Here is a 12,341-nt window from a genome sequence, read left to right on the forward strand (position 1 = left end):
CCCCCCCCCCCCCCCCCCCCCCCCCCCCCCCCCCCCCCCCCCCCCCCCCCCCCCCCCCCCCCCCCCCCCCCCCCCCCCCCCCCCCCCCCCCCCCGACGGCGTGTGGCGGCTCCGGACGGTGCTCAGGTGGCCGACCCGGCGGCGGCCCCGGTGGCGAGGTCGGTGCCCCAGCGCGCGATGGCCGCGGCGAGGTCGAGCCGGCGCATGCCGGGCTGCGCGCCCGGGCCCGGCCAGTCCTCCCGGGGAACCCGCCACATCACCTCGAACTCGTTGCCGTCCGGGTCCTTGGCGTAGAAGGACTTGGAGACGTGGTGGTCGGTGGCGCCGACCAGGGCGCCGCGTTCGTCGAGCCGGCGGCCGATCTCGGCCAGCTCGCCGAGGGTGCCGACCTCCCAGGCCAGGTGGTACAGGCCGACCTGGCCGGGCTGCGGGCCGGGCGCGTCGGCGCCGATCGCGAAGAGGCCGAGGTCGTGGTCGTTCAGGGTCTCCTGGGCGCTCAGGAAGGCGGCGCGGCCGGGGATCTCCACATCGACCTTGAAGCCGAGCACGTCGGTGTAGAACTCGACGGACCGGGCCACCTCGCGGATGTACAGCACGGCGTGGTTGAGACGGCGGACGGGCATCGGGGTTTCTCCTTGCCGAGGGGGCTGAGGCGGACCGGGTGGTCAGCGGGCGACGGGCAGCAGGCGGAGGGCGTGGCCGAGGGTCTGCCTGGTGCCCGCGGCCTTGGTGTGCAGGTAGCGCAGGTTGCTGGGGGAGGAGTGCACGCCGGTCGGCACCCGGCTGCCCACCTCGATGCCGAGCGAGGCCAGCTGGCCGGCCTTGTCGGGGTTGTTGCTGAGCAGGTCGATCCGGATGGCCCGCAGGGTGTGCAGCATCTGGGCCGCGGCGGTGTAGTCGCGGGCGTCCTCGGGCAGGCCGAGCGCGGCGTTGGCGGCGTAGGTGTCCAGGCCGTCGGCGCCGTCCTGCAGCGCGTAGGCGTCGAGCTTGTTGTAGAGGCCGATGCCGCGGCCCTCCTGGCGCAGGTAGAGCAGGTAGCCGCCGACCCCGGCGATCCGTTCGGCGGACTCGCGCAGCTGCGGGCCGCAGTCGCAACGGGCCGAGCCGAAGACGTCGCCGGTCAGGCACTCGGAGTGCAGCCGGACCAGCGGGACCGCCGGCCGGTCGCCGGACGTCGACGGGTCCGACGCTCCGAGCCCGGCCGGTCCGCCCGGTCCGGCCGGGTCGCCGAGGGCCAGGGCCAGGTGCTCGGCGCCGTCCGCCAGACCGTGGAAGGTGATCACCTCGGCCTCGACCTGGAAGCCGTCGGCGAAGTGCAGCGGGACGCGTACCCGGGTCCGCACCCGGGCGGGCGGGAGCGGGTGCTGCTCGGCGGTGATGCGCTCGGGTGCGGGCATGTTCCGTTCTCCGGGTCTGGAATGGTTCAAATTTGAACTCTGTCTGGACAGTACACCTCGCTTCAAATTTGAACAACGGCGCTAGGCTGTGCCCATGGCAGAGACCCGGTGGCTGGACGAGCAGGAGATGGCGGCCTGGCGAGGCTTCGTCGCGGCGAGCAACCTCGTGGCGCGCCACGTCGAACAGCAGCTCAAGGACGATGCCGGGCTGTCGCACACCCAGTACGAGATCCTGGTCCACCTCTCCGCCGCCCCGGACGGCGCACTGCGGATGACCGAGCTGGCCGAGCGCCTGGTCACGTCCAAGAGTGGCCTCACCTACCAGGTGGCGCAGCTGGAGAAGGCCGGCCTGGTCGGCCGCCGGTCCTGTCCCAGTGACGTGCGCGGCGTCTTCGCCGAACTCACCGAGCAGGGCGCGGCGGTCCTGCGGGCGGCGGCGCCGGGGCACGTCGGGGCGGTCCGCGCGGCGCTGATCGACGTCCTCGACCGGGACCGGCTCGGGGTGCTGGCCGAGTCGCTCGGCGAGGTGGCTCGGCGACTGCGCGCGCGGGACCGCGGCACGGGGTGACCGGGGGCGGCCCGAGCCCGCGCGGCTCCTGATGGGCTGTCGGGCCGTCCGGGGGCGCGTCGAGGGTGTGGCGGAGCGGCCCTTGGCGCGGGAAGCTTGGTCCCATGGCGAAGTTTCCCGCGGAACGCGCCCGGACCTACCAGGGCCTGCTGGACCGGCCGGTCCGCCCCGGCGGGCTGCCGGGCGTCGCCGAGGTGGTGGAGGCCGGCGCGGAGGACTCGGACGCCGTCCACTACGACACCGCCGACCTGCGGCTGCGGGCACACGGGGTGGCCCTGTGGCGCCGCACCGATGGCGGCCGGCCGGGCTGGCTGCTGACCCTGCCGGGCGAGGCCGGCGCGCTCCGGGAGCTGAGCTGGGCCGAACCGGCCGACGCTCGGCCGGCCGAGCAGGCGCCCGAGATCCCGGCCGAGGCTGCCGAACTGGTCCGCGCCTACGCGCGCGGCGCCGCCCTGCGGCCGGTGCTGCGGGTGCGCACCAGCCGCGCCCGCACCCTGCTGTTGGACGCCCGCGGCCGCACCCTGGCCCGGCTGGACGGGGACGAGGTCCGGGCCCAGGTGCTGGACCGCCGGCACGCCGAGACGGCCGGCTGGGCGCAGACCGCCGTCACCCTGCTGCACGGTCGGCGCCGGCTGCTGCGGGTGCTCGACCGCAAGCTGCGCCGCCGTCGGCTGCGCCCGCTCGCCCCGGCCGCCGTCCGCTACCCGGGAGCGTCCGGCCCGGCGCTTCACCCGGTGCGGCCCGAATCCGGCAGTACGGGCGCGGCGCTCACCGCCTACCTGCGCGCGCAGACCTCCGCGCTGCTCGCGCTGGACGGCGCGGTGCGACGCGACGAGCCCGACGCGGTGCACCGGATGCGGGTCTGCGCCCGGCGGCTGCGCTCCGCCCTCACCAGTGCGCGACCGTTGCTGCGGCCCGGCCGCACCGAGGGGTTGCGCGAGGAGCTGCGGCTGCTCGGCCAGGTCCTGGGCGCCGCCCGTGACGCGGAGACCACCGGGGCTCGACTGGCCGGCCAGGCCGCCGAGTTGCCCGCGGTGGCCGAACCCGCCCGGCTGGCCGAGTGGATCACCGACTGGTCCGACCGGCGGTACCGGGAGGCGCACCGGGAGGCCCGTGAATTCCTGGACGGCGAAAGGTACTTCGCGCTCCTCGCGGCCCTGGAGCAGCTGGCCGCCGAGCCCCCGCTGCGGGCCCGGGCGGCGCGCGGTGCCGCCGAGTCGTCCCGCCTGTTGCGCCGCGAGCGGCGGCGTACCCGGCGGCGGATCCGCGCGGCGCTGGCCCAACAGGTCGGCCCGCACCGGGACGAGGCGCTGCACGACGCCCGCAAGGCGGCCAAGCGGGCTCGCTACACCGCTGAGTTGGTCGGCCCCGGCGGCGCCGAGCTGGCCCGCCGGATGCGGGCGGTCCAGGAGGCCCTGGGCGGCTACCAGGACGCCGTGGTCGCCGAGCGGCTGCTCCCCGAACTCGCCTCGGTGGCAGGCTCGGAGGGCCTGAACGGGTTCGGCTTCGGGATCCTCTACGCCCGCCAACGGCAGTACGCCGAGGCGGAGCTGGCGACCGCGCGGACGGCCTGGCGGAGGGCCGCCAAGGCGAGCTTGGCCGAGCTGGGCTGAGCCCGGCCCGCCACCGGGTCCAGGCGCGCGGGAACGCGCGGAACATCCGGCCCCGGCCGCGGCGGCTATTCCGGCGGGCTGATCCCCGCCGCTCCCCGGGATTCGAGAACCGCCGGGTGAACTCCCGGACGGAACTCGAAAACGAGAAATCAACGAGAGCCACTTACCGTGCTTCGACGGGCGGCCGTCGGGCCGACCTCTTCGTTCCTCTGCATGCCCGGCCAGGAGGCCGTCGGTCGCGCAGACGAGTGGTTCTCGCACAGATGGCGGCCAGCCGACAGGGTCACGGCAGAGCGGTCGGCCGGTCGGACTGACGCTCGACGTTCACTATTTCGGTTGGCCCTCGGTAGCCTTTCCGGCTGCCCCCATGTGGAAATATTACCAAGCCTTGGTGTGTCCGTGAAGGTTTAATAAGGACGTCCAACGAGTGGACGTGATACGCATTTACCGCATCCATTTATTTCGCAGAACAGGAGGGGCCGTGTCAGGTGTGGAACCAATGTCGCAGCTTCTCGCGTCGGGAGACACGCCGGACGCTTCACCGCCCCCGCGGCTCCGGGTCCCGCCGCGGGTTCGCCGGCTGGCCGAGTACTTCGAGCGGACCTGCGACCGGGTCCCGGACAACATCGCGGTCAGCTGTGGCTTCGCCAGCCTGAGCTATGCCGAACTCGACCGTCGGGCCAACCAGTTGGCCCGACTGCTGAGGAAGCGTGGGGCCGCCGGCGGCCGGCCCGTCGGAATCCTGCTCGAACGTTCCCCGGACACCTATGTCGCGCTTCTCGCGGCCCTCAAGGCCGGGGTCTGCTACGTGCCGCTCGACCCGCTGTTCCCCGCCGACCGGGTCGGATTCATCGCGCGGGACGCCGGACTGGGTGCCCTGGTGACCACCTCCGGGCTGCGCCAGCTGACCCGAGGCCTGCCCTGTCATGTTCTCGAACTCGACCAGCTGGAAGGTGAGTTAAAGGATCAGTCGGATGACCGCCTGCTCGTCGACGCTGATCCGGAAGCGGTCTGCTACGTCATCTACACCTCCGGCACCACCGGACGGCCCAAGGGCGTGGCCGTCTCCTGTGCCAACATCGTCAACTTCCTGCGGGTGGTCGCACCGATCTACCAGGTCGCCGAGCAGGACCGGGTCTACCAGGGCCTGTCGATCGCCTTCGACTTCTCGATCGAGGAGATCTGGCCGGCGTGGGTCGCGGGTGCCGAACTGGTGGCCGGACCGACCGACGACCGCCGGGTCGGAGAGGGGCTGGGTGCCTTCCTCGCCGAGCAGGCGATCACCGTGCTCTGCTGCGTACCGACCCTCCTGAGCACCATCGAGGCCGAACTGCCCGCGCTGCGCAACCTGCTGGTCAGCGGCGAGGCCTGTCCGCCCGACCTGGTGCGCCGCTGGTCCCGGCCGGGCCGCCGGATCCTCAACGTCTACGGTCCCACCGAGTCGACGGTGAGCGCGACCTGGACCGAGCTGTCGGCCGGTCGACCGGTGACCATCGGCAGGCCGCTGCCCAGCTACCGGGTCTACCTCCTCGACGAGGAACTGCGCCCGGTCCCCGACGGCGTGAGCGGCGAGATCTGCGTCGGCGGCCCCGGCGTGGCGATCGGCTACCTCAACCGGCCGGAACTCACCGCCGAGCGGTTCGTCGTCAACCCGGTGGAAACCGACCGGGCCGCGAGCCCCCGGATCTACCGCACCGGCGACCTGGGACGGATCGGCCCGTTCGGCGAGATCGAGTTCCTCGGCCGGATCGACACCCAGGTCAAGATCCGCGGCTACCGGGTCGAACTCGCGGAGATCGAGCAACTGCTGCGTGAGGACCCGGCGGTGGAGAACGCGGTGGTCACGCCGCGGGAGCAGGACGGCGTCGTCCAGGACCTGATCGGCTACATCACGCTGACCGACCGCGCCCCGGCCGCCGACGGATACCGTGACGAGCTGCGCGAACGCCTGCACGGCTCGCTGCGGCGCCGGCTGCCCGACTACATGATCCCCTCCCACGTCGAGGTGCTCGACGGCTTCCCGCTGCTGGCCGCCGACAAGGTGGACCGCGCTGCGCTGCCCGCGCCCGTCTCACCGCCGCTCGGCCGGCGCTCCCGCCCGCACGCCGCGCCCCGGACCCCGTTGGAACAACAACTCGCGGGCGTCTGGCAGGAGATCCTCGGCGGTCCGGAGCCCTCGGTCGAGGACGACTTCTTCTGCGACCTCGGCGGCCACTCGATGGCGGCGGCCCGCCTGGTCTCCCGGCTGCGCCGGGTGCCGGAGCTCGGCCACCTCGCGATGGCCGACCTCTACGCCCACCCCACCGTGCGCGGCCTCGCCGAGTTCGTGGCCGACGCCGGCCCGCCGGCCCGCCGGCCGCCGGCGGTGCAGGCTCCGCCGGCCCGTCGGCACTCCACCGCCCGGGTGGCCGCCTGCGGCCTGGCTCAGGTCACCGCGCTGTACGGCTGGTTGCTGCTGACCGGTCTGCCGGCCCTGGTGCTGCTGTACCGGCTGCTGGCCGCCTGGCGGGTGCCGCTGGCCGGGCTGGCCGCCGGCAGCCTGCTGGGGCACCTCGCGCACCTGAGCGTCGCGGAGTTCGTGCCGCTGGAGATCGGCTGGGTCCTGACGGACCTGCTGCTGCTCCCTGTGCTCGGCTGCCGGCTGCTGCTGGCCGGCGTCCGCCCGGGCCGATATCCGCTCTGGGGCGTCACCTACCTGCGGTTCTGGCTCTACACCAAGGTGCTGGCGCTGGCACCGGTCGGCCTGCTGGCGGGCTCCCCGCTGCTGCCGCCGCTGCTGCGGCTGCTCGGCGCCAGGGTCGGCCGCGGCTGCCACCTGTCGTCCCCGCCCGGCCTGCCCAGCCTGGTGGAGATCGGCGACGAGGTGAGCGTCGGCTACGGCGCCCGGGTGCAGTGCTACTCGGTCGAGGACGGCTGGCTGCGGCTGGCCCCGGTCCGGCTGGGCGACCGGAGCCACCTGGGGACCAACAGCGTGGTGCGGGCCGGGAGCGTGCTCGGCCGGGGCGCCTCGCTCGGCGAGCAGTCCCTGCTGCCCGCGGACCAGGCCGTACCGGACGGTGAGCACTGGGCCGGCTCCCCGGCGGTCCGTCAGGAGGCGGCGCCGCCGGTGCTCCAGGCCATGGCCGCGGACCCCGACGACCGACCCTGGCCGGTCCGGGTGCTGGCCGGGTACCTCGCCGGTGCGCTGCTGCTCCTCCTGGCGCCGCTGCTGATCGCCTCCGCCGGCTCCTCGATCGTCGGCCTCGCGGCCTGGGCGGGCGGGCTGGGCTGGGCACTGACGGCCACGGCGGCGGCCGGACCGGTCTTCGTGCTGACCACCTGCACCCTGGTGGTCGCGGTCAAGCGCATGGTGCTCCCCCGGGTCCGGGCCGGCATCCACCCGGAGCGCAGTGGGTTCGGGGTCCGCAAGTGGATCAGTGACGGTCTGCTGACCACCAGCCTGACGCTGACCCAGTCGCTCTACTCCACGCTCTACCTGGTGCCGTTCCTGCGGCTGCTCGGCGCCCGTACCGGCCGCTGGGCCGAGGTGGCGACGGTCAGCTTCGTCGACCCGGACATGCTGGTCATCGGCGAGCGCAGCTTCGTCGCGGACGTCAGCGTGGTGGCCCCCGCGGTCTTCCACCGCGGCCGGATCGCGCTGGCCCCGGCGGAGGTGGGCCGGCGCAGCTTCGTCGGCAACGGCGCGCTGCTGCCCGGTGGCTGCCGGATGGGTGAGAACAGCCTGCTGGGCGTGCACTCGGTGGCTCCCGACAGCCCGATCGCCTCCGAGACGACCTGGCTCGGCTCACCGGCGCTCTTCCTGCCCCGCCGCGAGGAGAGCCAGGCCTTCCCCGCCAAGTACACCTACGACCCGAGCCCCGGACTGATCGCCGTGCGCCTGCTGATCGAGTACTTCCGGGTGACCCTGCCCTGGACGATCGGCGCCTTCGGCGCCCTGGGCGCGCTGTACACCGGCATCGAACTCGCCAAGCTCTGCTCGCCGCTGCTGGTCCTGCTGCTGGGCCCGGCGCTGCTGCTGGGGATGGGGGTGTTCGACACGCTGGTCGTGGTGTCGCTCAAGTGGCTGGTCATCGGCCGGTACCGGCCGCGGGTCGAACCGCTGTGGGGCGTCTGGGTTCGCCGGACCGAACTCATCACCGGCCTGTTCGAGAACCTGGTGGTGCCCGGCCTGCTGAGAGGGCTCACCGGGACCCCGCTGTCCTGCTGGGTGATGCGGCTGTTCGGCGCCCGGATCGGCCGCCGGGTCTGGCTGCAGACCACCTACCTGACCGAGTTCGACCTGGTCGAGGTCGGCGACGACGCGGCCGTCGACGAGGTCACCTCGCTGCAGACCCACCTGTTCGAGGACCGGGTGATGAAGATGTCCAAGGTCACCGTCGGACCGGGCAGTTCGATCGGCCCGCGGTGCGTCGTCCTCTACGACGCCGAGGTCGGTGCCGGTACCGCACTCGACGCGCTGTCGTTGGTGATGAAGGGCGAACGCCTGCCGCGGCACACCCGGTGGCGCGGCATTCCCGCCCGGCCCAGCTGACTCCACCCCCTCCGGCTCCCCTTAACCCTGGAGACCTGATGACCCTGCTCGACCAGCCCGACACGTGGACCGGTCCGTACGTCGGCGGCGACCTGCCCGGTCCCCGTTCGGCCGAACTCCTCGCCCGTCAGGAACGCCACGAGTCCAACGCCCGCAGCTACCCCCGGCGGCTGCCGATCGCCATCGCCGAGGCGTCCGGCAGCCTGGTCCGGGACGTGGACGGCAACGTCTTCATCGACTTCCTGGCCGGCGCGGGGGTGCTCTCGCTCGGCCACAACCACCCCGAGCTGGTGGCGGCCGTGACCGCGCAGCTCGGCCGCCTCACCCACGGACTCGACTTCCCCACCCCGGTCAAGGACGCCTTCACCGAGGCCCAGCTCTCCATGCTGGACCCGCACCTGCGGGACCGCATGAAGATCCACTTCTGTGGTCCGACCGGTGCCAACGCCGTCGACGCCGCCCTCAAGCTCTGCAAGACCGCCACCGGGCGCGGGGACGTGATCTCCTTCCAGGGCGGCTTCCACGGCAGTTCGCATGCCGCGATGGCGCTCACCGGGCTGGTCTCGCAGAAGCGCCCGGTGCCCAACGGCATGCCCGGGGTGCACTTCTTCCCGTACTCCTACTGCACCCGTTGCCCGATCGGCCTGACCCCGGCCAGCTGCGAGACCAACTGCGCGGGCTACCTCGAACGGTCGTTGCGCGACGGCAACGGCGGGGTGCCGCTGCCGGCCGCGGTGGTCCTGGAGATGGTGCAGGGCGAGGGCGGCATCGTGCCCGGCACCCGGGAGTTCGTCCGGCGGGTCCGCGCGCTGACCCTGGAACTCGGCATCCCGCTGGTCGTCGACGAGGTGCAGACCGGCTGCGGTCGGACCGGCACCTGGTTCGCCTTCGAGCAGTACGGCATCGAGCCCGACGTCATCGTCGCGTCCAAGGCGCTGAGCGGTATCGGTGCTCCGGTCGCCGTCATCCTGTACGACGCGAAGCTGGACACCTGGGCGCCAGGTGCCCACACCGGAACCTTCCGGGGCAACCAACTGGCCTTCGCCGCAGGGGTGGAGGCGATCCGGATCATCCGCCGGGACGACGTGCTCGGCAACGTGGTCCGCCGTGGCGAGCAGATCGCGGACCGGCTCGCGGGGCTGGCGGACCACCCGTGGGTGGCCGAGGTGCGCGGCCGGGGCCTGATGTGGGGCGTGGAGTTCACGAATCCCGAGACCGGCGAGCCGGCGGGTTCGGTGGCGGCGGCGGTCCAGGCCAGAGCGCTGCGCCAGGGGTTGATCGTCGAGGTCGGCGGCCGGGACGACGCGGTGGTGCGGCTGATGCCCCCGCTGAACGTCACCGCCGAGACCGTCGAGACGGCCTGCTCGATCCTGCTGGACGCGATCACGCAGGCGCTCCGGGTCACCACGGAGTACCAGCTGGAGGCGTGAGCGGGTCACGCGCCGATCGGCGGCCGGCAGCTCCTGCCCGGCCGCCGATCGGCTTTCTCACGGAATGGTTGTCAGATTTCCGGGAAAACGCCGATTTGACACCGTGATCCCGCTCCTGGATAACAATTCCCGTCCCTGCCCCGAACGGCGCGGGCGAACCGGGAGGTGGCGCGATGGGTGCGGCGGCCGCGGTGGGCCGGACGCTCGAGCCGGCGGTCGGGGTGGACCTGGCGGATCCGTCGTTCTGGCGGCTGCCGGCGGCGGAGCAGGCCGCGGCGTTCCGGCGGCTGCGCGGACTCGGCGGCGCGGTGTACTTCGTCGAGCGGCCCGCCTCCCGGTTCCGCGCCGAGCGCGGGTTCCACGCACTGGTCCGGCACGCCGACGTGGTGGCCGCCAGCCGCGACCCGCGGGCCTTCCTGAGCGGGCCGGGCGTCACCACGCCGGAGCCGGCGCGCTGGGTGCGGGTCCTGTTCGGCGACTCGATGGTCAACCTGGACGACCCGCGCCACGCCCAGTTGCGCCGGATCGTCTCGCGGGCCTTCACCCCGCGCCTGGTCGCCCGGGTGGAGGAGGACATCCGACGGGTGGCGGCCACCGTCGTGGACGAGCTGATCGCGCACCGGCCGGCGGACTTCGTCGGCTCGGTCGCCGCCGAGCTGCCGTTCCAGGTGATCTGCAACCTGATGGGCATTCCGCCGGAGCGCCGCCCGGCGATCCTGCGCGAGGTCAACGACGCCTCGGAGCACACCGGGGTGCGGCGGCCGTTGCACCGGCGGATCCGGATCCCGGGGCGCGGACTGCGGGCGCTGGCCCGGATGCAGGCGATGGTGGTCGGGCTCGGCCGCGAGCGCCGCCGGCGGCCCGCCGACGACCTGATCTCCGCCCTGGTCACCGCCGACCTGGACGGCCGGCGGCTGACCGGGCGGGAGCTGGGCGCCTTCTTCTCGCTGCTGCTGGTGGCCGGCGTGGAGACCACCCGCAACGCGCTGGCGCACGGGCTGCACCTGCTGACCGGCCACCCCGAGCAGCGGGCGCTGCTCCTCGGCGACCTCGACCAGCACCTGGACGGCGCCGTGGACGAGATCGTCCGCTACGCGACCCCGATCATCCAGTTCCGCCGGACCGTCGCCACCGAGCAGGAGCTGGGCGGGGTGCGGCTGCTGCCCGGCGAGAAGGTGGTGCTCTTCTACGGCTCCGCCAACCGTGACGAGGCCGTCTTCACTGACCCGGACGTCTTCGACATCACCCGGCGGCCCAACCCGCACCTGGGCTTCGGCGGGGGCGGCCCGCACTTCTGCCTCGGCGCGCACCTGGCCCGGCAGGAGATGAAGGCGCTCTACCGGGAGCTGTTCACCCGGCTGCCCGACCTGCACTCGGTGGGCGGACCCGAACTGGTGCCGTCCAGCTTCGACCACCGGGTACGCCGGCTCGGCTTCGCCTTCACCCCGCCGGCCGTCACGCGCTGACGGCCGAGGCCGGGCCGGCGGCCTGGGGTCGGGGACCTCGTAGGCGGGCTGGGCGGTGAGGCCGAGGGCGGCCCGGGCGGCGCTCTCCTGCTGCTGCGAGCTGAGGGCGAGCGCCGAGTCGAGCTGGTCGGGATCGACCGGCCCCGCCGCTCCGGGGGTGACCCGCCTCCAGGTGGGCCCCTCGGCGCGCAACTCGGTGACCAGGGCGGCGATCTGCGTCTTGGCGGCGTCCGGCCAGCCCGGCTTGTCCAGCCCGGTCTCGGCCTCCTCCAGGCCGGTCAGGTAGGACTGCGCCCACTCGGTCAGCTCGTCCGGGGTCGCCCCGGACAGGTCGGCCGGGCGGTCGCGGGTGGCCAGGTCGAGCGGGCCGACGGCGGCGAGGAAGTCGACCTGGTCGGGGGTCAGGCTGTCGGTGTCGAGGCGCAACTGCCGGGAGAGCTTGCCGTCGCGGTCCTCCAGCAGGCAGAGGCCCGTGTGGTCGTTGGCGTCCCATTCGAGCGGGGTGCCCGGGTAGAGGTAACTGGTGCGCACCGAGCGCGGGACGGTCCAGAGGTCCCGGACGTACGTCTCGGCGGAGCCGGCACAGCTCTGCCGGACCTCGGCGGACGCGGCGCTCCGGCCGGGGAACGCCGGGTCCGACAGCTGGACGACGGTGATCGCCTCGTCCTGGTGTGGAGTGGTGCACGGGACCAGCTGGAGACGGTTGGCGAACCGGCCGGAGAGGCGGTTGAAGCAGTCGCCCGGCTGGGCCCGGCTCATCGCGATGCTCCCCGCGGGCACGTCCTTGCCCGCGACGTACAGGGCGACGCCCCCGCCCACGCCGGCCAGCAGGCCGAGCCCGCCGAGGACCACGCCCGCCACCGCCAGCGCGCGGCCGCGCTGGCGGCGCTTGGAGAGCTGGACCAGGGCGGCGATCCCGAAGCCGAGCGCGGCCGGCCAGAGGCAGCAGGTCAGGCCGGTGACCAGGGAGGTGATCGCCAGGCCGTTGACGCCGGTGTGGCTCGGCTGCTCGGGCGCGAACGGGTGACCGAAGGGACCGTACGGCTGGCCGGCGAACGGTGGTGCGCCGTACGGCGGTTGGCCGGGGGCTGGGGCCGGGCGGTCGACCGGCGGGGCGTCGGGGCCGGGCGGGGCCCAGGGGTCGGCCGGGCGGTCGTCGGCTCGCGGGTCCGCCGTAGCGGCGGCCGTGGTCCCGGTGGTCCGCCCCGCCGCCGGTTCGGCGTCGACCGGCTCCGGGGCGTGCTGCTGCTCGTCGTGCGTGCTCATGCTGTCGGTTCCCCACCCTCGCGCTGTCGCGCATCCGTTCGATCGAAGTGGGACCCTAGCCGATTCGCGC

General features: G+C 73.9%; 7 protein-coding genes and 1 pseudogene. 5 read left to right on the forward strand and 3 right to left on the reverse strand.

Annotated features, from left to right (window positions below):
• Positions 1 to 122: 122 nt before the first annotated feature.
• Both ACZ38L_RS31010 and ACZ38L_RS31015 read right to left on the reverse strand, forming a co-directional pair.
• Positions 123 to 623, reverse strand: a complete 501-nt coding sequence (locus ACZ38L_RS31010) for a VOC family protein (protein ID WP_465699500.1) — start codon at positions 621 to 623, stop codon at positions 123 to 125.
• 42 nt (positions 624 to 665) lie between these two features.
• Positions 666 to 1,397: a GTP cyclohydrolase II gene (locus ACZ38L_RS31015; RefSeq protein WP_465699502.1), complete on the reverse strand. Its 732-nt coding sequence runs from the start codon at positions 1,395 to 1,397 to the stop codon at positions 666 to 668.
• A gap of 94 nt (positions 1,398 to 1,491) precedes the next feature.
• Here ACZ38L_RS31015 and ACZ38L_RS31020 point away from each other — a divergent pair, with 94 nt between their 5' ends.
• From ACZ38L_RS31020 to ACZ38L_RS31040, 5 genes are all read left to right on the forward strand, one after another.
• Positions 1,492 to 1,965: a MarR family winged helix-turn-helix transcriptional regulator gene (locus ACZ38L_RS31020; protein WP_396558815.1), complete on the forward strand. Its 474-nt coding sequence runs from the start codon at positions 1,492 to 1,494 to the stop codon at positions 1,963 to 1,965.
• A gap of 104 nt (positions 1,966 to 2,069) precedes the next feature.
• Positions 2,070 to 3,578 (forward strand): CYTH and CHAD domain-containing protein, encoded by a 1,509-nt coding sequence (locus ACZ38L_RS31025; protein ID WP_465699504.1) that lies wholly within the window; start codon positions 2,070 to 2,072, stop codon positions 3,576 to 3,578.
• Between the two features lie 499 nt (positions 3,579 to 4,077).
• On the forward strand, positions 4,078 to 8,109 hold the full coding sequence (locus ACZ38L_RS31030; protein WP_465699506.1) for a Pls/PosA family non-ribosomal peptide synthetase: 4,032 nt from the start codon (positions 4,078 to 4,080) through the stop codon (positions 8,107 to 8,109).
• A gap of 38 nt (positions 8,110 to 8,147) precedes the next feature.
• The gene (locus tag ACZ38L_RS31035) at positions 8,148 to 9,539 is read left to right on the forward strand and encodes an aspartate aminotransferase family protein (RefSeq protein ID WP_465699508.1); all 1,392 of its coding nucleotides are present in this window, start codon (positions 8,148 to 8,150) and stop codon (positions 9,537 to 9,539) included.
• A gap of 173 nt (positions 9,540 to 9,712) precedes the next feature.
• Positions 9,713 to 11,005 carry a cytochrome P450 gene (locus tag ACZ38L_RS31040; RefSeq protein ID WP_465699510.1) on the forward strand — a complete coding sequence of 431 codons (1,293 nt, stop codon included), beginning with the start codon at positions 9,713 to 9,715 and terminating at the stop codon, positions 11,003 to 11,005.
• 537 nt (positions 11,006 to 11,542) lie between these two features.
• Here ACZ38L_RS31040 and ACZ38L_RS31045 read toward each other — a convergent pair.
• Positions 11,543 to 12,271 (reverse strand): annotated as a pseudogene (locus ACZ38L_RS31045) (DUF4190 domain-containing protein); the annotation flags it as partial.
• Positions 12,272 to 12,341: the final 70 nt, after the last annotated feature.

This window comes from Kitasatospora sp. NPDC024654, from assembly GCF_055559155.1.